Annotated in this window: 24 protein-coding genes and 1 tRNA gene; 6 read left to right on the top strand and 19 right to left on the bottom strand. The window is 59.9% G+C overall.

Going from position 1 to position 23,972, the window contains the following annotated elements; all coding sequences use genetic code 11:
• Nucleotides 1-52: 52 nt before the first annotated feature.
• From P5689_RS13380 to P5689_RS13370, 3 genes are all read right to left on the bottom strand, one after another.
• A complete protein-coding gene (locus tag P5689_RS13380; protein WP_023977511.1) occupies nt 53-1,072 on the bottom strand; it encodes an ABC transporter permease subunit in 1,020 nt (339 codons plus the stop codon).
• 12 nt (nt 1,073-1,084) lie between these two features.
• The gene (locus P5689_RS13375) at nt 1,085-2,641 is read right to left on the bottom strand and encodes a sugar ABC transporter ATP-binding protein (protein ID WP_285533526.1); all 1,557 of its coding nucleotides are present in this window, start codon (nt 2,639-2,641) and stop codon (nt 1,085-1,087) included.
• Nucleotides 2,642-2,871: 230 nt separating this feature from the next.
• The gene (locus P5689_RS13370; RefSeq protein WP_035439279.1) at nt 2,872-3,468 is read right to left on the bottom strand and encodes a TetR/AcrR family transcriptional regulator; all 597 of its coding nucleotides are present in this window, start codon (nt 3,466-3,468) and stop codon (nt 2,872-2,874) included.
• A gap of 99 nt (nt 3,469-3,567) precedes the next feature.
• On the opposite strand from P5689_RS13370, the gene P5689_RS13365 reads away from it, so the two are divergent.
• On the top strand, nt 3,568-4,164 hold the full coding sequence (locus P5689_RS13365; protein ID WP_285533525.1) for a hypothetical protein: 597 nt from the start codon (nt 3,568-3,570) through the stop codon (nt 4,162-4,164).
• A gap of 205 nt (nt 4,165-4,369) precedes the next feature.
• Here the strand turns inward: P5689_RS13365 and fusA are convergent, their stop codons facing one another.
• The 4 genes from fusA to P5689_RS13345 all read right to left on the bottom strand — a co-directional run bounded on the left by fusA (nt 4,370) and on the right by P5689_RS13345 (nt 9,350).
• Nucleotides 4,370-6,475 carry an elongation factor G gene (gene fusA, locus P5689_RS13360; RefSeq protein WP_023977515.1) on the bottom strand — a complete coding sequence of 702 codons (2,106 nt, stop codon included), beginning with the start codon at nt 6,473-6,475 and terminating at the stop codon, nt 4,370-4,372.
• 237 nt (nt 6,476-6,712) lie between these two features.
• Nucleotides 6,713-7,015 (bottom strand): 50S ribosomal protein L28, encoded by a 303-nt coding sequence (gene rpmB / locus P5689_RS13355; RefSeq protein WP_023977516.1) that lies wholly within the window; start codon nt 7,013-7,015, stop codon nt 6,713-6,715.
• Between the two features lie 120 nt (nt 7,016-7,135).
• Nucleotides 7,136-7,480, bottom strand: coding sequence for a hypothetical protein (locus P5689_RS13350; protein WP_231944660.1), 345 nt, complete (start codon nt 7,478-7,480; stop codon nt 7,136-7,138).
• Between the two features lie 64 nt (nt 7,481-7,544).
• Entirely contained in the window at nt 7,545-9,350 is a 1,806-nt protein-coding gene (locus P5689_RS13345; RefSeq protein ID WP_285533524.1) for an ABC transporter transmembrane domain-containing protein, read from the bottom strand.
• A gap of 89 nt (nt 9,351-9,439) precedes the next feature.
• On the opposite strand from P5689_RS13345, the gene P5689_RS13340 reads away from it, so the two are divergent.
• The 3 genes from P5689_RS13340 to P5689_RS13330 all read left to right on the top strand — a co-directional run bounded on the left by P5689_RS13340 (nt 9,440) and on the right by P5689_RS13330 (nt 12,167).
• Nucleotides 9,440-10,276 carry an NUDIX domain-containing protein gene (locus tag P5689_RS13340; RefSeq protein ID WP_285533523.1) on the top strand — a complete coding sequence of 279 codons (837 nt, stop codon included), beginning with the start codon at nt 9,440-9,442 and terminating at the stop codon, nt 10,274-10,276.
• Between the two features lie 178 nt (nt 10,277-10,454).
• Entirely contained in the window at nt 10,455-10,823 is a 369-nt protein-coding gene (locus P5689_RS13335) for a DUF3574 domain-containing protein (RefSeq protein WP_285533522.1), read from the top strand.
• Between the two features lie 177 nt (nt 10,824-11,000).
• A complete protein-coding gene (locus P5689_RS13330) occupies nt 11,001-12,167 on the top strand; it encodes an AI-2E family transporter (protein WP_408868579.1) in 1,167 nt (388 codons plus the stop codon).
• Nucleotides 12,168-12,416: 249 nt separating this feature from the next.
• On the opposite strand, the gene P5689_RS13325 is transcribed toward P5689_RS13330, so the two are convergent.
• The 7 genes from P5689_RS13325 to P5689_RS13295 form a co-directional block, all read right to left on the bottom strand.
• Nucleotides 12,417-12,490, bottom strand: a tRNA-Pro gene (locus P5689_RS13325).
• An 84-nt stretch (nt 12,491-12,574) separates the two neighbouring features.
• Complete coding sequence (locus tag P5689_RS13320) at nt 12,575-13,489, bottom strand: MerR family transcriptional regulator (RefSeq protein WP_285533520.1); 915 nt, start codon at nt 13,487-13,489, stop codon at nt 12,575-12,577.
• A complete protein-coding gene (locus P5689_RS13315) occupies nt 13,486-13,809 on the bottom strand; it encodes an integration host factor subunit alpha (RefSeq protein ID WP_023977523.1) in 324 nt (107 codons plus the stop codon). Before P5689_RS13315 ends, P5689_RS13320 begins: the two co-directional genes overlap by 4 nt.
• A gap of 69 nt (nt 13,810-13,878) precedes the next feature.
• Nucleotides 13,879-14,832 (bottom strand): beta-ketoacyl-ACP synthase III, encoded by a 954-nt coding sequence (locus P5689_RS13310; protein ID WP_023977524.1) that lies wholly within the window; start codon nt 14,830-14,832, stop codon nt 13,879-13,881.
• A 68-nt stretch (nt 14,833-14,900) separates the two neighbouring features.
• Entirely contained in the window at nt 14,901-15,992 is a 1,092-nt protein-coding gene (gene plsX, locus P5689_RS13305) for a phosphate acyltransferase PlsX (RefSeq protein ID WP_023977525.1), read from the bottom strand.
• 65 nt (nt 15,993-16,057) lie between these two features.
• Nucleotides 16,058-16,261: a 50S ribosomal protein L32 gene (gene rpmF, locus P5689_RS13300; protein WP_023977526.1), complete on the bottom strand. Its 204-nt coding sequence runs from the start codon at nt 16,259-16,261 to the stop codon at nt 16,058-16,060.
• 137 nt (nt 16,262-16,398) lie between these two features.
• Nucleotides 16,399-17,016 (bottom strand): DUF177 domain-containing protein, encoded by a 618-nt coding sequence (locus tag P5689_RS13295; protein ID WP_081866767.1) that lies wholly within the window; start codon nt 17,014-17,016, stop codon nt 16,399-16,401.
• A gap of 188 nt (nt 17,017-17,204) precedes the next feature.
• Between P5689_RS13295 and P5689_RS13290 the strand changes: the two genes are divergently transcribed.
• Nucleotides 17,205-17,777: an outer membrane protein assembly factor BamE gene (locus tag P5689_RS13290; protein WP_023977528.1), complete on the top strand. Its 573-nt coding sequence runs from the start codon at nt 17,205-17,207 to the stop codon at nt 17,775-17,777.
• A 201-nt stretch (nt 17,778-17,978) separates the two neighbouring features.
• Here P5689_RS13290 and P5689_RS13285 read toward each other — a convergent pair whose 3' ends face one another.
• From P5689_RS13285 to def, 4 genes are all read right to left on the bottom strand, one after another.
• Nucleotides 17,979-19,325, bottom strand: coding sequence for an ATP-binding protein (locus tag P5689_RS13285; RefSeq protein ID WP_023977529.1), 1,347 nt, complete (start codon nt 19,323-19,325; stop codon nt 17,979-17,981).
• 7 nt (nt 19,326-19,332) lie between these two features.
• Entirely contained in the window at nt 19,333-20,067 is a 735-nt protein-coding gene (locus P5689_RS13280) for a response regulator (RefSeq protein WP_023977530.1), read from the bottom strand.
• 83 nt (nt 20,068-20,150) lie between these two features.
• Nucleotides 20,151-20,633 (bottom strand): MarR family winged helix-turn-helix transcriptional regulator, encoded by a 483-nt coding sequence (locus P5689_RS13275; protein ID WP_031239950.1) that lies wholly within the window; start codon nt 20,631-20,633, stop codon nt 20,151-20,153.
• A 3-nt stretch (nt 20,634-20,636) separates the two neighbouring features.
• A complete protein-coding gene (def, locus tag P5689_RS13270; RefSeq protein WP_023977532.1) occupies nt 20,637-21,167 on the bottom strand; it encodes a peptide deformylase in 531 nt (176 codons plus the stop codon).
• Nucleotides 21,168-21,388: 221 nt separating this feature from the next.
• Between def and rpsU the strand changes: the two genes are divergently transcribed.
• Entirely contained in the window at nt 21,389-21,592 is a 204-nt protein-coding gene (gene rpsU / locus P5689_RS13265) for a 30S ribosomal protein S21 (protein WP_007283570.1), read from the top strand.
• Between the two features lie 223 nt (nt 21,593-21,815).
• Here rpsU and P5689_RS13260 read toward each other — a convergent pair whose 3' ends face one another.
• Nucleotides 21,816-23,966 carry a prolyl oligopeptidase family serine peptidase gene (locus P5689_RS13260; RefSeq protein WP_285533518.1) on the bottom strand — a complete coding sequence of 717 codons (2,151 nt, stop codon included), beginning with the start codon at nt 23,964-23,966 and terminating at the stop codon, nt 21,816-21,818.
• Nucleotides 23,967-23,972: the final 6 nt, after the last annotated feature.

The raw sequence follows: 23,972 nt of genomic DNA, 5'->3' as shown, positions 1-23,972 counted from the left end.
AATCCGAAACGGAAGAGAAACAAGCTTTGGAACCGGTGGAATAAATGGCGGCTCAGGTGCGGGCTGTCGGTGCACGGAACCTGTCGAGTGCCACGGCCACAATGATGACCAGACCCTTGACGATGAACTGCCAGATATCGGAGACGCCAATCAGGATGAGCCCGTTGGTGAGCACGGCAATCAGGAGAGCACCGACAAGCGTGCCCCAGATCGAACCGATACCGCCCACGAAAGAGGTTCCACCCAGAATGACTGCGGCAATTGCGTCGAGCTCATAGGATTGACCGAGTTGCAGGCCGTTCGCTGCGTAGAGACGCGCCGACGACATGACTGCACCCAGCCCGGCCAGAAGGCCCGAAGCCGCATAGACGAACATGAGAACCAGACCGACACGAATACCTGCCAGACGCGCAGCGGACGGATTGCCGCCAATCGCGTAGATATGCACACCCAGCACCGTGCGACGCAGGATGAACCAGCTTGCCACCACGACGGCAAAGGCGATGACAGCCAGCCAGGGAATGGTGAAGGTCGAGGTGATGGCGATGCCATCATTACCGATCCACGCAAAGGAAAGATCGGGGTTGAAGATCGTGCGGTCATTGCCCATCAGGCGGGCAAGGCCGCGCACGGCGGTCAGCGTACCAAGGGTGACGATGAAAGGCGGTATCTTCACACCCGCAATTAGCGCACCATTGAACACGCCAATCAGAAGCCCGGCACCAAGGCAGGCGGGCACGGCAAGCCAGGCCAGATGCGGCATGAGCGAGACGATCAGTCCGCACATGGCAGCGAAGGCGAGGATCGACCCAACAGACAGGTCGATACCACCTGTCAGGATGACAAAGGTCATGCCTGAGGCCAGCACGGTGTTGATTGAGGCCTGCTGGGCAATGATGGAAAGGTTCTGGCCGGACAGGAAGCGATGACCACCCAGGAAATGGAAGCCCAGCGCGAGAAGGATCAGCACAGGCAGCATGCCCGCTGCCTGAAGGATGCTGCGCGTGGTGGCGCGTGCGTTCAGCTGGGCAGCTGGTGAGGCCGCCACCGCCGGGTTGAGAGTGTTGCTCATGGAGATGATATCCTAGGCGGCGATTGGCGAGGGGGAGACGAGCCCGACAGCGAGAGACATGATGGCCTCCTGCGTGATGGCCTTGCCTTCAAGTTCACCGGTCATGTGACCTTCGCGCATGACAAGAACCCGATCACTGACGCCGATGATCTCGGCCATCTCGCTGGAGATGACGATGATCCCGAGACCCTGGGCAGCCAGATCGTTGATGATGCGGTATATTTCAGTCTTGGCCCCGATATCGACGCCGCGTGTCGGCTCGTCGAGAATCAGAACCTTGGGGCCGGTTTCGAGCAGGCGGCCAAGCAGGACCTTCTGCTGGTTGCCACCTGACAACCCCCCGACATTGGTGAGCATGTTCTGTGCCTTGATCCGCAGGGCAGAGAACGACCCGGTTGCGCGTGTGCGACCTTTGCCCTGATCGAGCACGCCCATACGGGAGTCACGCTCGACCACGCCAAGATTGATGTTGCCGCTGCACGACATATCCAGAAAAAGCCCGAGCGCCTTGCGATCTTCCGTGAGATACGCAATGCCCGCCGCCAGCGCGTCGCGCGGTGAACGGATGTCGATCTTGCGGGAGTCGAGCCACACTGTGCCGCCGGTCTTCTGATCCGCCCCGAAAATCAGGCGCGCGAGTTCGGTACGCCCTGCCCCGACCAGCCCGGCGATGCCGAGCACTTCACCGGGCCGCAGGTCGAAACTGGTTGGCTGAACGCGCTTGCCATCCGTCAGTCCCTCGACCTTCAGAATGGGCGCAGCATCATGGCGGATGTGATTGCCGTCTTTTTCGTAAAAGCTCGACAGATCACGCCCGACCATCAGGCTGACGATACGCCCGGAAGAGAGCTCATGCTTTTCGAGCGTGCCGACATGGGCACCATCGCGGAGCACTGAAACCCGATCTGCCAGCTCGTCAATCTCGTCCATGCGATGGCTGATATAGATCATTGCCAGCCCCTTGGCCCGAAGCTGACGGATGAGCGCAAACAGACGATCCGTCTCGCGGGCTGAAAGGGCCGTGGTGGGCTCGTCGAGCACGAGAATACGGGCATCGCGATGCAGCGCGCGGGCAATCTCGACAAGTTGCTGCTCGGCTACCGACATAGTTGAGAGCAGGTCTTCCGGCCCGAAAGGTGCCCCGAGTTCCTTGAGCAGACCCCGACAGGCCTCGTTCATGGCGGCGCGGTCGATCATGCCGTTCTTGCGAAGCTCTGAACCCAGATGGATGTTTTCGGCAACGGTCAGGTTCGGCGCGAGCGCCAGTTCCTGATAGATGATGCCGATCCCAAGTGCCCGCGCTGAGCCCGGATTTGTAATTCTGGCTGTCTCGCCTGCAATGCGGATCTCGCCGCCCGGGTCTGCCGTGTAGGCACCGGAAAGGATTTTCATCAGGGTGGATTTACCGGCCCCGTTCTCTCCCATGAGCGCCAGAATCTCGCCGCCATAAGCGACCAGCGAAACATCCTTGAGAACTCTCACTCCCGAGAATGTTTTGGAAATACCCTCGACCTGCAGAAGCGGCGCACCGCCATGCGTGTCACACGAAATGTGTTGGGCCAGTGTCATGGGACCAGTCTCCCGGATTAAACGCTAGCAGCCGGACGGGTCCTTGCGCGTCCCTCTGCCTGACGAGAGAGAAGCAGATATTTTGTTAAATTTATATAATGTTTTTGCAATCTTTAATCTTATAACGGATATGTGATAGTTAAATCCCATCCATGTTATAAATCACATTGTGAGCACTCTCATGACCGGTCGCTTGCCATCCTGATGGGACAGCATCCGATCATGGAATCTCACGATCCAGGCTTACCCTCACCGAGCGCCTTGCTCAAAAAGTCAGGAAGTACTCCGGCCTCAGCACTTTGGAGGAACGGGTCAAACATCCCGTCTATTGCCAGAAGCGAAAGGCCATGAACGCGCGCCCATAGTCCCGCCATGCGGGGCATTGCATCCGTCGAATCCGGGTAAGATTCTTCCCTGCCTGCGATTCCACGCAGAGCGGCAAAAGCACGCGATGACGCCTGCGCAAGGTCTGGCAGCGCGTAATCGAGCAAGCTACGTCGAAACATCAACCGAAACAGGTCCGGATTTTCCAGGGCAAAACCGATATAGGCCATACCTACAGCATGAGCGCTCACCCGAGGCGCTCCCGATATGGCCCGGGTCAAGGCATGGGCAAGGGCCTCATACCCTTCAGCTGCAAGAGCTGAGCGCAAGCCAGTCAGGTTGCCGAAATGTGGCACGGCAGCGGTGGCCGAGACGCCGACCTCCCGTGTTACAGCGCGCAGGGTCAGGGCCTCGATACCATCGCGCTGGATGACGACCCGCGCCGCCCGCATCAGCGCCTTGGCAAGATCGCCGTGATGATAACTCTCCAAATATTGGGTCATGAAATCCCCCTCTGCCAAATCTTTACAAGGAAAAGTTTGACATCATGACCCATGAAAATGCAATCTTTTCATGGAAAAGATTACAAGGGAAACAGATTAATGACTTATCTGAGAGATGCGCATCGTTTACCCCTCCGAGCGCTCCTTACCGAACTGGGTGCCCTCGCCCTGATCTGGGGTGGCGAATGGTTTCATGTTGAAGCATACGCCTTTCCCGCCTGCTGTGCTCTGATTGGCGTGAGCGTCTTTCGCCGTTGGCGCGCTTCTGTTCCGTTCGATCGTCTGTGGCTGGCCTTGAATGGTACGGCTCTGGGATTCGGCATCATGGATATGACGCTGCGTGCGCAGCTTTCCCCGGATATCTTCGCGGCCCTCTGCGCCACACTGCTCGCAGCCCTTTTCCTGTCGGGGAGTTTCTGGCGTGTGCCCATGATCCAACTGCTAGCAGAGCAGCGCACGGGCCAGATGTTCGATCGTGGCAATCCCACTCTTCTGCGCTTCTTTCGTGTCTACACCCTCATATGGGCTGGGTATTTCAGCCTGCGTGCCCTGACACTGCTTCTGATGTCCTTGCAGACTCAGGACGTGCTTACAGAGCAGATCGGGCTGAAACTCAGCCTGCTCATCATGATCCTGCTCAGTTTTCGTGGTCCGGCGCTTTATCGCCTCTACCAGCGTGCCCACCCTGCCCTGTGACTGGATTGAGGCCGGATACATCGCCGGTGCCCATGAGCAGCGGCGGCGGGTAGAAGCGCCCCTCCTCACGCACGGCCTTGCTGGGGTTTCGCACCTCCTGCACCATCACCATCCCAGATACGCCCCCGTTGCGCACAATTGCCCAAAACGAAAAAAGCCGCCCAAAAGGGCGGCTTTTCCGTGTTCCGAGACTGAATCCGAGGGATCAGGCGCTCTTCGCCATGATCTCGTCGGCCACGTTGCGCGGCACCGGATCATAGTGATGGAACTGCATCGTGAACGACGCGCGGCCCTTGGTGGCCGAACGCAGATGCGAGATGTAGCCGAACATTTCCTTCAGCGGCACCTGAGCACGGATCATGACGGTCGAACCGGCCGTCTCCTGGCTCTGGATGATGCCACGACGACGGTTGAGGTCGCCTACCACGTCACCAACGTGATCGTTCGGGGTCGTGATTTCGACGTCCATGATCGGCTCAAGGATCACGGGGCCGGCATTCTTCATGCCTTCACGGAAGCAGGCCTTGGCGGCGATTTCGAAGGCGAGAGCCGACGAGTCAACGTCATGGTACTTGCCGTCAAGCAGCGTGAACTTGAAGTCCACCGTCGGGAAGCCGGCCAGCACGCCCGTCGAGGACTGCATGCGGATGCCCTTTTCGACAGCCGGGATGTATTCCTTCGGAACCGTACCGCCAACGACCTTGTTCTCGAAGCTGATGCCTTCGTTACGCTCGACAGGCACAAACTCGATCTTGACTTCAGCGTACTGACCCGAACCACCGGACTGCTTCTTGTGGGTGTAGGTCTCGGTGTGGGCACGCGAGATCGTCTCACGATAGGCCACCTGAGGCGCACCGACATTGGCTTCAACGCCGTATTCACGACGCAGACGGTCCACGATGATGTCCAGATGCAGCTCGCCCATGCCGGACAGGATGGTCTGACCCGTTTCCTGATCGGTCTTGAGCTGCAGCGAGGGATCTTCAGCGGCCAGCTTCTGCAGGGCCAGCGTCATCTTCTCAACGCCGTCCTTGGTCTTCGGCTCGACCGAGATGTCGATCACCGGAACCGGGAACTGCATGCGCTCCAGAACAACCGGATCGGCAGCGTCGGCCAGGGTGTCACCCGTCTGGGTGTCCTTCAGACCCACGAAAGCGGCGATATCGCCAGCGCCGACCTGCTTGACTTCCTCACGCTTGTCAGCGTGCATCTGGAACATGCGGCCCACGCGTTCCTTGTGGCCCTTGGTCGTGTTCAGCACGGTATCGCCCGACTTCAGGACGCCGCGATAGACGCGCACGAAGGTCAGGGTGCCGTACTTGTCCGAGATGATCTTGAACGCGAGGCCAGCGAACTTGCCATCGGGGTCGACCGGCACGATCGGCAGGAAGTTCTCGTCAACCTCTTCGCCTTCCGGCGGCGCGATACGGATGCCTTCGACTTCGTCAGGAGCCGGCAGATAATCGATAACGGCATCGAGGAGCGGCTGAACGCCCTTGTTCTTGAAGGCCGTGCCGCACAGGACGGGACGGAACACGCCGGAGATGGCGCCCTTCTTGATGCACTTCTTCAGCGTTGCGACATCGACATCGCCCTTCTCGAAGTATTCTTCGATAGCGGCTTCATCAACGCTCAGCGCGGTGTCCAGAAGGTTCTGGCGGGCTTCAGCTGCCTTCTCCTTCAGGTCATCGGGGATCTCGGCATAGTGGAACTTCGCGCCCAGCTCGCCGCCTTCCCAGATGATGGCGCGCATTTCGACCAGGTCGACCACGCCAACGAAATTTTCTTCAATGCCGATCGGCAGCTGAAGCGGAATAGCGACGATGTCGAGCTTTTCCTTCAGCGTGTCGAACGCGCGATAGAAATCGGCGCCGGTACGATCGAGCTTGTTGATGAAGATGACGCGCGGAACGTTATAGCGGTCAGCCAGACGCCAGTTGGTTTCCGACTGCGGCTGAACACCGGCAACGCCTTCGATGATGAAGATGGCGCCGTCGAGCACGCGCAGCGAGCGGTTCACTTCGATATTGAAGTCGATGTGGCCCGGGGTGTCGATGATGTTGATGCGGTGGTTTTCCCACTCGCAGGTCACGGCTGCCGAGGTGATCGTGATGCCACGCTCACGTTCCTGCGCCATGTAGTCGGTGGTCGTGTTGCCGTCATGCACTTCACCAATGCGATGCGACACGCCGGTGTAGTACAGAATACGCTCGGTCGTCGTGGTCTTGCCGGCATCAATATGCGCGGTGATACCGATATTGCGGATCTTCGAGAGAGCCGATTTGGCTTCTGCGACGCTGCTTTCGGACACGGGATACCTCCAGAATGCGATGAAAGGTGCTTCAGGCCGCCCCGAAACACCTTTGCCGTGGCCGTCACAGATCGACGCTTTTTCCGAAGAAACCCGGTAAGAAATACGTCGAAGCCGGACCGACCAAGTGGGCCTTGTGATCGAGAGGCTCGAATGAAACAACCCGACCACGTTTTCAAGGCCAATTTTGTTGCAGCCAGCCTTTTCTGCCGAAGCGTCAGGCTGGCGCCGTCAGACTCAGGCGGTCTGAGCGGCCTTGCTTTCCTGAGCGCGCAGGATGCGGCGCTTGATGACCTGAGCCTCGACCGGGAGCTTGCGGTTCGGCGTGCTGATCAGGAACGAGTCCAGACCGCCATTATGCTCAACCGTACGGATGCCCTGCGTGGAGAGACGCAGACGAACGCCCGTGCCCAGAATGTCGGACAGAAGGGTGATTTCCTGCAGGTTGGGCAGGAAACGGCGACGGGTCTTGTTGTTGGCGTGGCTGACGTTGTTGCCCGTCAGCACACCCTTGCCCGTGATTTGGCAGCGGCGTGACATGGACTTGATCCTCGGTAGTAATATGATCGCCGAGACCACTCCCGGCATACGACGATGCGTTAAGGCGCGGCTTATGACGGAGCCCCCCGCTTCCGTCAAGCCGAAAGCGACCCAAACCGGTCATTCACCGTCGGAAAAGGCGTCCGCACAGAGCAGTTCACCCGATCGGACGCTGTCTATGGCCGTCTGAAGCATGCGAACCATCGTTTCGGCATCGGTTGTCCGCGCCAGCACGCCCATCGATCCGCCTAGCAGCGCCGACGCGATGAGTTCGGTCGGCAGGTTCTGCTCGACCAGATAACCGATCGCCTTGTCGATCACGACGCCGCACTGACGAAGCTCCTCAGGAATCTCGACACCTTCCGGGTCACCTGACACCTCATGAGCCGCCTGCTCGCGAATATCCTCTTCCACGGCCTGATCGGGGCGGAAATCCTGGGCGAGGTCATCAGCCGGCTTGGTCATGGGCGTTCTCCTTGTGGTTGCTTCGTATCCTTGCCCCTCACGTAGGGAAGGCCGCCCAGGAAAACTAGGCCTCTGGCCCGGATTGGTTGGACACCATATCGAAATAAGCCCCCTGAAGGGCCATCAAGCTCTCGTGTGTGCCTTCCTCGACGATCCTGCCTGCCTCGATGACCAGTATGCGCGTCGCGTGGCGTATGGTGGAGAGACGATGGGCGATGGCAATGGTCGTCTGGCGCGACGTCACGCGGCGCAGGGCGTCCATAAGTCGCAGTTCGGTGCCCGTATCCAGCGCACTCGTTGCCTCGTCCAGCAGAAGAAGCCTCGGCTTGCGCAGGATGATGCGTGCCAGAGCAATGCGCTGTCGCTCGCCCCCCGAGAGTTTCAGCCCTCGCTCACCGACAAGCGTCTCATATCCGTTCTCAAGCCCTTCGATGAAATCATGGATCTGCGCCAGACGCGCTGCCTGCTCGATTTCCGCCTGCGTGGCATCGAGCTGGCCATAAGCAATGTTGTAGCCGATCGTATCGTTGAAGAGTTGCGTGTCCTGAGGCACCACACCGATCATCCTGTGCAGGGCGACTGGCGGTATGGAGGCAAGATCCCGGCCATCGAGCAGGATCTGACCGCTGGCTGGCGCATAGGCACCAAGGATGAGGCGCGCAATTGTCGATTTTCCGGCCCCGGTCGGACCGACCAGGGCAATGGTCTCCCCCGGCCCTGCCCGGAACGACAGGGCATGAAGGATCTCGCGTCCGTCATAGTCGAAACTGACATTCTGGAACACGAGAGAAGCAGGTTCCATCGTCGCTTCACCTTCGCGTTCCGGCGAAGGCAGTGCAGGGCGCGGTGCTTCGTCCATGAGGTCGGTCAGGTGCTCCAGATCGACACAGGCATTGCGCCAGCCCGCGTAAACGAGATTGAGCGAGATGATGGCCTGATAGAGGGTACGCAGATAGGTGCCGATCAGCACGAAAGCCGCCACATCGAGCCTGCCCGTCGCCAGATCCCGCCCGGCCATGAAAAAAATCGCCAATGTGGCCAGAGCAATCATGGCGTTCTGACTGACGGAAGATAAGCCTGCGACAAATGTCATGCGCAGGCTGGCCTTCTCCTGCTCGCGCCTAGCCTGCTCATATCGGGCATATTCATGCGGCTCATTGGCGAAATGACGCACGGCCTCAAAGTTCAGCAGGGAATCGAGAAGGAAATGCTGGGCCTTGCCATTGGCCTCGTTACGCTGACGCCGGGCACGGACCCGCTGGCGAACGAACCATTGCGCCAGAATGATATAGCTGAGCAACGCGACGAGAATGACGCAGGCATAGCGCCCGCCAAGAAAATGAAAGACGACCGCCACTGTCAGCCCGGTGTCGAGAATAGCCGGCAGGATGTTAAACAGCGCAAGCCGCAAAAGCGTATCGGCCGCCTCCGATCCCCGCTCGATCGCTCGAGTCAGGGCACCGGTCTGACGGTCACGATGGAAGCGATATGGCAGGTCCAGCAGGTGACGAAACGCCGCCTGCGCGGTCAGCGCCTGCAAGCGCTGTCCCACGGGCTGATACACAAGCTCCTGCAGGGCAGAAAACACGCTACGGAAGAAAATCAGTCCGCCATAGCCCAGTATAAGCGCGGCCGGCACGACCACGCGTAGATCCGCCGTCGCATAATGCGCGACAAGACGACTGAACATGTAGGGCGTGCCCAGAATACAAAGACGCTCGGCAACCAGCAGCGCCAGAGTGAGCCCCATCCCGATACGGAAGAATCGTATGTCGTGTGACAGGACGAGACGCCAGGCACGCAAAAGGCTCGACAAGGCCAGAGGCAGGGCGAGAGGGCGGCCCACAGGACGGGAAGGAGGAAGGTTCATGGGCCCAACCTGAGCATGCGCCCGGCGTTTTGCAATCGAACGGTGATACGCGATATCGTTGTCTTCCAGACAAGAGAGTTGCGCCTTTCATGACTTCAGACAGCCTCGCCCCGTTTCTCGACCACATCAAAAGCTGCCAGACCGCCATTCTGCCTGGCGGGCGGCGGCCCGTACTGGCTGGGGACAGGCGCTTCGGCCTTGCCGATCCGAAGGTTTTCGAGGCCCTCACCGCCCTCGGCTATGCCTCCGAAGATAGGGGGCATGAGATCTTTCGTGTGTCCGATGGCGCCGCCCTCCAGCCTCTAGGGGTCGAATTGGCTGATAGGGGGCTTTACAGACCTCATCACGAGCTCTTTGACGTGTTTGACGAGGGCGGCGAGGTCATTGGCCAGATCGATCGCGGGGCCCTGCCCCTCCTCGGCTGCACGGCGGCTGGCGTGCATCTGAACGGTCTGGTCGAGAAAGCAGACGGTCTTTATCTCTGGATGGGCCATAGAGCGCAGAACAAGCGCCTCGACCCCGGCAAGCTTGATCACCTTGCTGCGGGCGGCATCTGCACTGGCCTAACCCCGCTTGAGGCGCTCATCAAGGAAGCGGGGGAGGAAGCCGCTATTCCACCTGAACTGGCTGCCAAGGCACACCCAGTAGCGACACTACGCTACGCCATGGCACGCCCGGAAGGACTGCGTCAGGATACGCTCTTTTGTTATGACCTGATTCTGCCTGAGGATTTCATCCCGCAGCCTGTGGATGGCGAAGTCGCCTTTTTCGAACTCATGTCCATAGACACCGTGTTTCGTCTGGTGCGCGATACCAACGACATCAAGTTCAACGTCAATCTGGTGTTGATTGACCTGTTTATCCGTCGCGGCCTGTTTTCCGAGGCTGACAGCGCATTTTTGCGCCGCGCCCTCGATCAGCGCTGACACCGAAAGCGATGCGCCCCGCTTCCATGCTCCGACAACTCGGACTGTCGCCCCGTAGAAACGGGTCAGGTCATGATTTCACCGTGTCGGGATGGGCTGGTCGTGTCAGCCGCTTGGCGCTGCTGTTTTTTTTATTGGGCTGGCCGGATGCAGCTCGCCCTCACCCGGCACGCCAGCTATGTCGACCTCCGCCTGCATGGCCCAGAACATCCTGACCAACAGCCACGAAATGCTCTCCGTAACGCTGGCTTTCGGCCTCGCCGAGCCGGGTGGTCGGGCCATTACTGCATCTGAATGGTCCGATTTCCTGGCACAGGAAGTCACGCCCCGTTTTCCTGCGGGGCTCTCCGTTGTCGAGGCACAAGGGCAGTGGCAAGACGGGCCTGGAGGCAGCGTGACACATGAGCCAGCCCGGCTGATATGGATCCTCACACCAAGAGCAGCAACGCTTGCCCCTGCTCTTGCCGCTATTCGTGACGCCTACAGGAAACGGTTCAACCAGCAATCGGTCGGCGCGTTCATCCACTCGGGCTGTGCCTCTTTCTGAGGGTTCGCTCGGCCCTTAGAACATCCGAGTCCAAATTGCGTTATTGACGCGCAGCCTGGACTTGCCGGTAATGACACGCAGGACCACGGCACAGAATGACCCTTCGCAAGGCGTCACGCTGTGCTGTCATGCCCAAAATATTAAATCCGAGGCGGTACGCCGAGGTTGAGGACAATGATGACCGACCAGAACGCCATGCCACCAAACAGCCCGACCGGCGACAGAAACAAGGGTCAGGACTGTGCGGCAGAGGACGATCTTCCGGAAGAGGCTGTAACAGGGTCACCGGTTGGCCGGGGACAAAGACGCTCACGCGGCCTCCTCGGGTTTTTCTTCATTGCGCTCGCGCTATTCACGCTCAAGAACTTCCTGCCGGCGCTGCTCTGGGGGTGCGTGTTCGCCATTGCGTCCTGGCCGCTCTACAAGCGTACCGAGGCACGGTTCGGCCGTACCGAATGGCTCCCGATGCTTTTTACAGCGGCAATCGCGCTCATCTTCCTGATCCCGCTCAGTCTGGTGGGTTACAAGGCAGCCGAAGAAGCGCAGAGCGCCCTCCACTGGATCGACGAGGTTCGCCATACAGGCATTCCCATGCCGGAATGGCTGAACGATCTGCCCTTCGAGCGGGCGCAGGTTGCGCGATGGTGGCAGAATAATCTGGTCAATCCCGAGCATCTGAACAGATTGTTCCATTCGGTCGATGCCAATCACGGTATGGCCGTGACGCGTCAGGTTACGACGCAGGTGGCCAAGAGAGCCACGCTGTTCCTGTTCTCCATCCTGACCCTGTTCTTCCTGCTCCGTGATGGCGCCGATATCATCCATCGCGTTCTGGTGGTTTCCAACCGCACATTCGGCCAACGCGGCGAGAAGCTCGCCCGACAGATGATCTCATCCGTGCACGGCACAGTCGCAGGGCTGGTTCTGGTTGGGCTTGGTGAGGGGCTGGTGATGGGCGTCGCCTACGTGCTGACCGATACGCCACAACCCTTGCTCTTCGCACTGCTGACCGGGGTTGCTGCCATGATTCCCTTCCTCGGCCTGCCTACAGTGGTGCTCGCGGCTCTCCTGGTCATCGTTCAGGGCAAGATGATCGCGGGGATCGTGATTGTCGCGCTGGGCGCCATTGTCATCTTCGTCGCCGACCACTTTATCCGCCCTGCCCTGATTGGCGGCAGCACGCAAATGCCGTTCCTCTGGGTGCTTTTGGGTATTCTCGGCGGCGTGGAAACCTGGGGCCTGCTTGGCCTGTTCCTTGGGCCTGCGATCATGGCGGCCGTTCACCTACTCTGGCGAATCTGGAGTTCCGACTCTGAAGTCGTCCTTAAAGACGAGGCGTATTGACGCGTCGTTGCGCCGCCAGTCGCGCGGCGCAACTCACCGGCTTCTCGCTTTCGCCTTCGCGGGCCGATTGACGGCACTCCCATCACCCCCGTCAGACGCTAGCCGTCTCTGACGGTTCATCGAACATGTGATTGCTCGGGCCAGACTTCGCTTCGAAACCACGCGATGAAGTTGAGAGGGCGCTGCAGGTGCCAGCCTGCCTGACCGATCTTGTTTTTCTTGGAGAGATTACCGCAGGACAGGACGACATCGGGCAGGCGGGATTCGAACCCACGACCCCCAGTCCCCCAGACTGATGCGCTACCAGGCTGCGCTACTGCCCGTCAGTCCTGCGGTAAAGGCCATTTAGCAGCGAGGGGCTTTCCCTGCAAGCACCTGAGTGCAGGTTTTTGCAAGGAAACGATTTTTCATGCGGTGGGCAGCATCTCGCGCAGGCTATCGAGCTCGCCCAGCACGTCTTCCAGCGCCAGACGCAGGGCGCGCCGCTCCTGCTTCCAGCGCCCCTGCTCCTTGCGCAGCCCCTCAAGTTCATCCTGAAGAATTGTAACGAGCGCCCCATCCATATCCGACGAAGCAGCGGGCTGCGTCACGACAGGATCCGGCGCGGCAGAAGCCATCTCTGATGCCGCCACAACCGGAATACCGCTGGTTTCCTCGCCCGGATCAAGGATTGTCGGCTCATGGCTATCGATAGGCTCCATGGCACCGTCGCGAAGGTCCTCAGCGCCTGCGTCCCACTCAGAATCGGATGTATGGGCATCAGCTGGACCCTGTGCAGCCTCCGGCCCATCAAGATCCTCCGACTCCTCTGGCAACGCATGCCCCGCATCCATTACGGCATCACCCTCGGGAGGATACGCCAGATGCGCCGGCTCAGGCTCAGGCTCAGGCTCAGGAGCCTGGAATGCCGGTATCTCAAATGAGCTACGGGCCGCCTCATCAGAGGTCGCAGCGGCACCGGATTCCGTGCCAGATCCCGCCACTGGGATCGGAGCACGCACTGTCTCGGCACTTGAAAGCTGCTCCTTGAGAACGCGCTGTACGCCTTTGATCGTATAGCCCTGAACATAGAGCAGATCAGTGATATGGCGCAGGATCTCGATATCAGACGGGCTGTAATAGCGTCGCCCGCCGCCACGCTTGAGCGGCTTGACCTCGGGGAAACGCGTCTCCCAGAAACGCAGCACGTGCTGCGGCACATGAAGCTCGTCTGCCACTTCGCTGATTGTGCGATAGGCATTCGGGCCTTTTACCAGACGGTCAAAATCTGTCCGCTCTTCCGGGCCGCCCAATACGGACGCCACAGGAAAACTCGTCGTCATGAATCATCGCTTTCGCTGACCAGCCCTTCGGTCGATTCGCCGTTCACGACGGCGCGCAGGATCTGGCTGGGCCGAAACACCAGCACCGAGCGCGGCAGAATAGGCACTTCGATGCCGGTCTTTGGATTACGGCCGACACGTCGGCCTTTCTGGCGAACGGAGAAGGTTCCGAATCCACTCAGCTTGACCGTCTCCCCCTTCTCGAGGCGCGCAGCGATCAGCTCGAGAACGCTCTCGAGCAGATCGGCGGACTCGTGCCGGGACAGTCCAACCTCACTGTAGATATGCTCTGCGATTTGCGCGCGTGTCACCGTTGTCATGACACCACCGTATCATGACAGTAATGAAGGTCAATCAAATCAGTGAAGTGTAAGAGTGCGCTTTGCGCTCTACATGCGCAGAAGCGCTGATCCCCAGGTCAGACCGCCACCAAGCGCCTCGAGAAGCACGAGATCGCCCTTGCGGATACGTCCGTCGCGCACGGCTTCATCCAGCGCCAGCGGGATGGAAGCCGCTGACGTGTTGGCATGACGATCGACCGTCACGACCACACGATCGAGCGGGAGGGCAAGCTTCTTAGCCATGCCCTCGATTATGCGCAGATTGGCCTGATGAGGCACCAGCCACGCAATGTCCTGCCCGCTCAGCCCATGAAGGGCCAGAGCTTCATCCACCACTGCGGAGAGTTTGGCCACTGCGTGACGGAAAACCTCACGGCCCTGCATGTGCAGGACAGGCGACGGTGTAGAAGGACCATCGACGAAAAGAATATCGCCATGGGCGCCGTCGCTGTGCAGATGGGTCGAGAGGATACCAACGCCGTCCTCTTCGGTCGCTTCCAGAAGGACTGCGCCTGCACCATCGCCAAACAGCACGCAGGTCGTGCGGTCTTCCCAATCGAGAATCCGCGAATAGACTTCCGAGCCAATAACAAGCGCCTTGCGGATTTGACCGCTGCGGATGAACGCCTCAGCCGTCGCCAGAGCGTAGACGAAACCCGAGCAGGCAGCCGTCAGGTCGAATGCAAAACCACCGCTCAGCCCAAGCTCGGCCTGCACACGCACCGCTGTCGCAGGAAAGGTCTGATCAGGCGTCGCTGTCGCCACGATCACCGCGCCGATATCGGTCGAATCGCCCCCGGCATAATCGATGGCGGCCCGTGCTGCTGCCACGGCCATCCTGACGGCATTTTCATCCCCGCTGGCGATATGGCGCTGGGCGATACCGGTGCGCGTGCGGATCCATTCGTCAGAGGTCTCGATACGCTCGGCGAGATCGGCATTGGTGACAACCTGCTTCGGCAGATAGCTGCCAAACCCGGTCAGTCGCGCGCGCAGGGACATGTGTCTTCCTCTTGAATGATACCGGTCAAGCACTCAGGCCAGCACCGGCGGCTTCCTCAGCGCGCCCCTCAGGCAGCGCTGGGAGAGGTGGCGAGTTCGGTCTCGACATTCGCCGCCATAAGGGCTTCGACCTGGCGCAGACGCTCGCGGATCTTCTCGTTAATGGAGTGGGTTACGGCATCCATCGCAACATCAATGGCTGCCGCGAATCCTTCGGCATCAGCGCCGCCATGCGACTTCACGACGATACCGTTGAGGCCGACAAATACCGCGCCGTTATACCGTCGCGGATCGATCCATTCCTTCATGCGCTCCAGCCCGGGACGCACAAGAAGGTAACCGATACGGGTCAGCAGGCTGGTCTTGAAAACGCGCTGCAGCAGCATCGAGACAAGTTTGAGCGCGCCCTCGCCTGTCTTGAGCGCAATGTTGCCGGAAAACCCGTCGGTCACGACCACGTCGGTCGTCCCCGCGGTGATGTCGTGACCTTCGACAAACCCGTGAAACTGGGCCGCAAGCGGCGATTCGCGCAGAATATCGGCCGCGGCACGCAGACGCTCGTCACCCTTGAGTTCCTCGGCACCGACATTCAGCAGACCGATACTCGGTGCGGGCAAACCCAGAACCGCCTTGGCGAAGGCCTCACCCATCACGGCAAACTCGACCAGATTGCGCGTATCGCAGGCAATATTGGCGCCAAGGTCCAGCATCACCACGTCGCCGCGGGCAGACGGGTTGACCGCTGCCATGGCAGGCCGCGTGATACCGGGGAGGGTTTTGAGAACGATCTTGGCAAGAGCCAGCATGGCGCCGCTATTGCCAGCTGACACAACGCCACCTGCCTCGCCCGATGCTACGGCATCGATCGCCATACGCAACGAAGAGTCACGCAGGCGCAAAGCCGCTGTGGGCTTCATTTCCATCGAGATGGAAGAAGGCGCGTGGCGGATCTCGCAGATACGCTGCGCCTTGGCGTAGCGCGCCAGCTGAGGGCGCAGAATAGCCTCGTCACCAACAAGCAGAATTTTTGCTGTAGGATGTCGATCGGCAGCGCGATCCAAACCAGCCAGAACGATTTCGGGGGCATGATCCCCACCCATCGCATCAATGGCCAAACTATAAGGCGCAGCCTGGCTGGCCGGCGCATCTAGGTCAGTCATGCTCCGCCCCGCGTCTTATTTTGAACAAGACGAGCCGACCCGAAGGGGGTCGACCCGATCGAGCCTCAAACGCGAACGGTCGTCTTCAGCGTCTTGCCGGAAGCCACGACTTCACGACCGTCATAATGACCGCAATGGGCGCACACGTGATGCGGGCGCTTCAGTTCACCACAGTTGCTGCATTCGGCGTGAGCCTGAACGGTCAGGGCGTGATGGCTGCGACGCATGCCCATGCGGGACGGCGTGGTCTTTCTTTTGGGGACGGCCATGGCGGGAGCCTCTTTCTTCTTAGATCGTCCCTGCTTTCGGCCGCCATTCGGCCTCAGCAGATAACGATGCTGTTCACTATGATCAGGCGGGCGGCTCTAGCAGACCCTAGGCCGGGTCGCAAGCATCCTGTTCAATTCTAGCTCAGATCTGCCTTTTTTTTGCTCAAAGACAGTCCAGCGAGGGCACCGAACGGGTTGGGTCGACCGCCTTCCTCTTCAGTTGCTTCCTCTGCCGTCTCCCGTGGGGCTTCGTCAACCGCATTTTCGAGTGCGGCCCCGGGCTTGCGAGGATAGGACGGCAGCATCAGCGCCAATTGCTCCGAGGCGACCTCACCGAGGTCAAGCGCGTTTCCCTCATACGGAATTTCGTCAATCGCCTCGAGATCCGAGGCGCTGTCCTCAGAAAAACGACGCGCCGGCACCATGCGCACGGCAAAGGATTCGTTAAGGGCATCCTCGAATGTTTCGCCCGTGATGACACATTCGAGCGTCACATGGGCGGTCAGCACCCCTTCGAGCACGAAATGATCGCCCGGTTCCGGAATAATACGAAACCGGCAGTTCAAGGCGTGGATGGCCGGGATATCGAGCCTTCCGGCCAGTTTGCGGCACTCGGCCTCGTTGGCCTTGATCGTCTCTGCCATGCCGTCATGACCGATGCGGTTAATCACAAGGCGGCGAGAAAACTCCGGAGGCGCCGTAACCGCAGCCACGGACTCAGCACGGGAGAATTTCGGGTCGTTGCTGTCTGTCATGCTGCCTTCCTGACATGCTGCTGGCAAAAACCCGGGAGCGGGCTTCCTTTTCCGAATTGCCTTAACGTCGCTCTCCGCAATATAGAAGAGCCTGATGGTCCTATCGACGTTGGTGAAACGATGTTCCCACCAATCCGAGAAGATCGCCCGGATTATTTCACGATCACTGCAGGACGACATAACCCGCCATGAAGAGCGCCTCCCAGAAGACCTCCCAGCGGCAGAAATCGCATGCGGGCCTCGCGCGCGCCCTGCTCTGCATCGCGCCCCTCGCCCTGGCGGGCTGCTCGGTTTTCAGCCCGATTCCCCAGAATCGTGGCTCGCTGATCGAAAAGGATGACTACGCACAGCTCGTACCGGGAACCAGCACACGCAACGACGTGACCGATATCCTCGGCTCACCGACCGCCCATGCGACCTTTGACGACAATACCTGGTTCTATGTGTCGATGGTGACCGTGCCCCAGCCTTTGGGCTTTCCTCGTGTGACCAAGCAGAATGTTCTGGTTCTGGCATTTGACACCACGGGCGTCCTGCGCCGCATGGACACGCTGCACCGCAAGAACGGCTATAATGTCGGCATGGTCGGCGAGACGACCCCGACGCCGGGCACCAAGGTCAACGTCCTGCAGCAGCTGCTGGGCAATGTGGGCCGCTACAACCCCATGAGCAACATGGGCAGCACATTTGGCGGCACACAGGGTCCGCTGGGTGCCGGTGTGGGCACGGGTCATGGTGGAACAGGCAACTCGCTTCCCTGATCACCCCAATCGCCTAACTGGCCCTGCGAGAGCGCTGGGACGGTATCGCCTTTTGATAAACCGGCTTCGCCCTCACGCGATGCCGGTTTTTTCATGAGGCGTCCCTTGTGGGACCGGGCCCTTTCGTTGCGCAAGGGCTCTTCGCCGGACCAGATTTGAGCCTCCCTCTCCCAGCATTGCGCCTCAGCGGGGAGAAGATCCCTATTGCGGCAGTTTGAGCATGACCCGAAGGCCACCGAGTGGACTGTTCCGCAGCACCACGCTCCCCCCATGTGCGGCCATGATATCACGCGCGATCGTGAGGCCTAGCCCGCTTCCGCCCTCCGGGCCCGCCGTGCTGCTGAAGGCCCGAAACACATCCTTACGTCGTGATTGCGCAATACCCGGTCCGTCATCGTCGATGGTAATTTCCACCATGCGCCCGGTCTGACGCAGCGCGAACATCATACGCCCGCCATGGCGACGCGCATTCTCCGCCAGATTGATCAATACACGGCGCATCGCATCCGGGCGCACAGGCACCGTCAGGCTCTGTTCGGCATGGATGGCAAGCACATCGCCTCCAGCCCGCGTCGTTGCCGCCGCGACATCGCGCAGCAGTGCGAGCAGATCGGTCGGAACGGGATCCTCCTCGCCCTCCCCCCGGGCAAAGGAGAGATAACTACCAATCAGGCGTTCCATCTCGGCAATGTCGGCAACCATATCCTCGATGTCAGGACGCAGCTCCTGTGCCTCGACCATGCCCTCGACGGGCATCATGGCCAGCGTCAGGCGCAGCCGCGTCAGAGGTGTGCGCAAATCATGCGAAACGCCAGCGAGAACCGCCGTCCGATGCGTCACAAAACGGTTCACCCGTGCCTGCATGCGATTGAAGGCGAGCGCAGCCTTGCGTATCTCCAGCGCGCCCTGCGGGTGAATCGGCCCGTCATCGCGCCCCAGGCCGAAATTCTCTGCCGCCCTAGCCAGCCGCCTGACAGCGCGAACCTGCCGACCGATGAAAAGACCGGCGACCATGAAGAGCAGGATGGCGCTTCCGACCTCCCATGCCACAAACAGCCATATGGGCCCGACATCCAGCCGCTTGCGCGGGACGATCACCTCAAGCACGCCATCATGTAGAGGAATATCAAGCCGGACACTCTGTCTCGTGGCGTTCCAGTCGATATAGCATGGGGCATCGAACACCCGACGCACTGCATTCGTCAGGTCCTCATCCATGGGGCCCAGCACGAAAGGCGCAGGTGCATCGGTCAGCCGTGCACCGGGATGAAAGGTGATTACAAGCTGCGTGCGCCAGCGGGCCTGATCCAGGATCCAGTCCTGCTGCCCCGGCATATGCTCGACCGAATCCCTGATATAGGCGAGATCCGACACCACACTGTCGGCCAGACGGCGCGACACGACGTTCAGGTAGTTGCCGTAAAAGAGCTGCAAGGCCACGATTTGGGTGATCAGTAGCGGCATGAGCACGATCAGGAGCGACCGGCCCTGAAAAGAGCGCGGCAACAGCCGGCGAACCACGCGCTCAAGCATGCGGGCGGCTTTCATGCCAGTCTCAGCTCCCCGGCTTCAGCACATAACCCTTGCCTCTGACTGTCTGAAGAAAGCGCGGCTCCTTCTGGTCTGGCTCGATCCGGCGGCGCAGGCGCGTAACCTGTACATCGACGGCACGTTCGCCAATCTCATCCATGCCCAGTGCCTCTGCAATGGCCTCGCGCGACAGGATTTCTCCCGGTACGCGGGTCAGCACACCCAGCAGGGCTGCCTCGCCGCTTGTAAGATGCACAATACCTTCCGGCCCGGTAAGGAGCCCACGACCTGTGTCGAATTCGAGCCGCCCAAGCCGTAGCAGGCGCGGCGTGCCGATAGGGCGTGGAACATGGCGGCGCAGATGCGCCTGCAGCCTGAGCAGCAACTCACGCGGCTCGAAAGGCTTGCCCAGATAATCATCCGCGCCGGATTCGAGACCGATTATACGGTCCGCAGGCTCGCCACGGGCAGTCAGAAGAATGATGGGCCAGACCTGGCCGTTTTCGCGCAGCCAGCGAGTCAGGCTCAAGCCATCTTCACCGGGCATGTTGATATCCGCCACCATCGCATCGGGCTGGGTGACAGCCAGGATCTTGCGCGCCGCCTCGGCATCAACCGCCGTGGTGATACGAAACCCGGCCTCGGTCAGAAAGCGCTGCAACAGGCGAAGGAGGCGCGCGTCATCATCCACCACAAGGATATGGGCACCATGACCGACACCCCCTTGCGATTTACCCTCTGCTGATCTGGTCTCGCCCATACCACCCCCGGATATCGTCGTATCACTCGTCTTGCCCGGCACCGCGTCTGACGCCTTTCCTGCCCTCATATCCGGCATTCCGGTCATGGTACGCCGCCTTCGCCTTGAAGGGTGGCCAGCACGCGCCTGAACCCCTCGACAGCCTGCCCTCCGGCAGCACGATAGGCCAGCGTCATGCGGTCACGCAGGGCCACAAAGATCTCCTCTTCGATGGACGCCCCTTGCGGCGTCAGATGGAGATGCTTGAGTCTCCTGTCATGCTCATCAGCGCGTTGCTCGATCAGACCGCGGGCCATGAGTTCCTGCAGGACGCGGTTGAGACTTTGCTTGGTGATATTCAGACGTCGCAGCAGCGCGCTCATGGTCAGGCCTTGATGGGTCGAAACCAGAAACATCACCCTATGATGGGCCGAGCCTAACTGGTTGTCACGCTGGAGTGGTTCACAGGTTGCGCTCAGTTCGCGCCAAGCCAGAAGCATGGCCTCGTAGGTGAGCCGGATCTGTTCTTCACGAAGGTAGAGATGCGCTTGGCCAGGAGCATCTCGCTGCATACGCAGGCCGGACATCAACTAGCCCTCACTGTCACGAGGTATGGCGAATTCCTCGGCATAGCCGAAGCTCGCGAAATCAGTCATGCGCATGGTGTAGAGAATACCATCAAGGTGATCATATTCGTGCTGCAGGACGTTGGCGTGGAACCCACGCGCTTCTCCCTGAATTACCGAGCCATCAAGATCCAGACCACGATAGGCGATGGCAGCGTGGCGTGGCACGACACCCCGTAATAGCGGGAGAGAAAGACATCCTTCCGCGCACTGCATCATCTCCTCGCCCAGAGGCATGATTTCGGGATTGATCAGCACACGCGGTGGAATCGGCGCCTCATTGGGGCCGCATCGCCCCTCAGGCACATGATAAACGAACAAGCGCAATGATTTGTGAACCTGTGGGGCGGCGAGCCCGGCGCCGCGCGAATCAAGCATCGTTTCGATCATGTCTGAAACCAGTTGTCTGACCGATAAAGAATGAGCGTCTTCAATCGGTTGCGCTCGCTGAAGCAATACCGGATGCCCCATACGCGCAATTTTCAGCAACGCCATTTCTGCACACAGCCTTCTATTCGCGGGAATAGTTCCCGCCTCCTGTCGCATGGTGACATGAATAATTTTCGGGCGATACTGCTCAAACCGTTTGTGTCCCCTTCAAAACCTGTGCTAAGGCGCTGGCCTCTCTGGAACGCTCTGCCATCGGTATCGCGTTCCTGGCATCGCATTTACAAACAGACCATGATCTTCATGGTCGGACAGGAGATGGCAGACCCGTGCAGGTTCTGGTTCGTGACAACAATGTTGATCAGGCGCTCAAGGCGCTCAAGAAAAAGATGCAGCGCGAAGGCGTTTTCCGCGAGATGAAGCTGCGTCGCCACTTCGAAAAGCCCTCCGAGCGTCGCGCTCGTGAAGCGGCCGAAGCGGTTCGTCGTGCACGCAAGATGGAGCGCAAGCGCCTGGAGCGTGAAGGCTTCTGATCAGCCTGCCGAACCGGCAAACAGAACAACCGCCGTTTTCACGGCGGTTTTTTTGTGCCTGCTTCCCGGGGGCAGTTATCGCCCTGCATCGACTTTCGCCACGCTGTTTCCCGATGCTGGCCAGCTTCCCTGCAAAAAGCCCTTGGCGAGAGAGAACTTCCCTCGCCTGTCACCTGTGGGTGATACCTGCCGCAGGTGCGAGCACTGGGCAGGTATCAGGCTCTCAGTATTTGAAGGCGGGGTCCTGATCCATGAGGCTTTTTGACAGGTAGACGGCCTCCAATGCCCGCTCATGAGCAATTTCCCGGGCGTTGACTGTCCCGGCATGACCGCCTTCCGTGTCTTCATAATAGTAGAACGGCTTGCCTAGTTCCTGCAGACGGGCGGCGAACAGACGCGCGTGAACAGGGCCCACGCGATCATCCTTGGTTGAGGTGAAGATGAACGGTACCGGGTAGGACACGTCTTTCTTCAAATGCTGCAACGGCGATATTCCCTCAAGAAATTTGCGCTCCTGCGGCACGCTCATATGGCCGTACTCCGCAGCCCAGGACGCGCCAGCCGCCATCGTCTCGAAATTCTCCATATCCAGCAGCGGCACACCGATGATGACGGCCTTCCATAGTTCCGGATGCTGGGTAAATTCCACCCCCATCAACAGGCCACCATTTGAGCGCCCGCGTATGGCAAGGTGCTCGCGATCAGCAATCTCGCGTTTGGCCAGATCGCGCCCAATCGCCGCAAAATCGTCATAGGCATGCTGACGGCCCGATTTCATCCCCGCCTCGTGCCAAGCTGGGCCGAACTCACCGCCGCCGCGAATATTGCCGACCACATAAACGCCGCCACGCTCCAGCCAGGTCTTGCCGATATCGGCATAATAGGTCGGCAGGTAGGAGAGATCGAAACCACCATAAGCGGTGAACAGCACGGGGTTATGTCCGTCCAGCTTCCAGTCCCGGCGATGGGTCACGAAATAGGGGATATCGACACCATCACTCGATTTTGCCCAAAACTGCTCGGTTCGCAGCCCCTTGGTATCGAACAGTGCCGGGGTTGTCTTGACCTTCTGGGACTTGCCCGTGTCGGTATCGAAACTCCAGAGTTCAGGCGGGATGATATAGCCCTCAACCTTGAGATACGCGTAGCTGACAGAAGCTGACGACGATTGCAGGGTCGCTGAACTCATGCGTGGCAGGACGTAGTACTTCTCCTGCCAGCCGCTCTCTTTTGCAGAGGGCGTGTAAAGCCGCACGGAAGGATGCACATCGCGATAAACCACCGCGATAATCCCTTTGGACGTAACGCCGATATCGGTTGTCGTTTCGCTGGCCTCGGGCTTGAAAACCAGAGCTGGCGCTTTGTTGGATGCTGCAGGGTCGACAGCGACAATGCTGCCACGAGAGAAGTGCCCGCCAACATTCCAGTCCTGATCGAGGCGTATGATCAGCTTGCCGGCATAGAAGCCGAGATAACCGATCTTCTCAGGCAGGGCGATCTGTCGCAGCGTCCCGGTGGCAGGGTCATAAACACGATATTCACTGCGGAAAAAGTCAAGATTACGCTGAATGATGGCGATACGCTCGCCGGTCTCGTCATGCAGCACCTCGGGCTCGACAATCATGTCGCTTTCCTGCCCGCGATAGATCTCCCTCGCTGCCGAGAGAGGTTCACCCCTTTTCACGAGACGCACGCTGAACGGATAGCCTGAGTGCGTCATGGAGCCCGCCCCCCAGTCGCGCGATACCAGAAGCGTGTCGCGGTCGAGCCACGCCACTCGCTGCTTGGAGTGGGGAAGATTGAAGCCATCGGGCACGAAACGACGCGTCTTTGTGTCGAACTCGCGGTAAGAGGCAGCGTCTTCACCCGAGAGCGACAGCGTGACGAGGCAGCGCGTTGCATCGGGCTCGAGGCAATCCGCGCCCTGGAATACCCAGTCGTGCTTTTCATCGCGTGACAGGGCGTCGATGTCGAGCATCGTCGTCCAGTCAGGCTCCGCCTTGGCGAGAGAATCTGGCGAGGTTACCCGCCAAATTCCCTTTGGGTGGTTGGCATCCTGCCAGTAATTCCACAACTTGCCTCCCGATTGCTCGGGTAGGGTCAGGCGTCCCGGCGCCTGCTCGACCGCAAGCACATCATCGTAGAATTTCTGATAGCGCTTATCGGACTGCAGGAGCCCTGCGCTACGGCTGTTCTGGGCCTTGACCCAATCGAGCGCCTGCTGCCCCTGAACCTGCTCCAGTACAGCGCGGGACGGCACATCCTTACCTGAGGGCTCAGCCGTTACCCCCGTCTGGGCGAGGGCCTGACCGACCACGGGAGGTAGGAGGGTCGTGCAGACAAGCGAGGTCATCGCCATCAAGATGCGCTTCATGAGCCA

Source organism: Asaia sp. HumB, assembly GCF_030263835.1.
Taxonomy (GTDB): Bacteria; Pseudomonadota; Alphaproteobacteria; order Acetobacterales; family Acetobacteraceae; genus Asaia; species Asaia bogorensis.
Note: the sequence above shows the minus strand (reverse complement) of the source record. Positions and strands in the feature narration are given on the sequence as shown.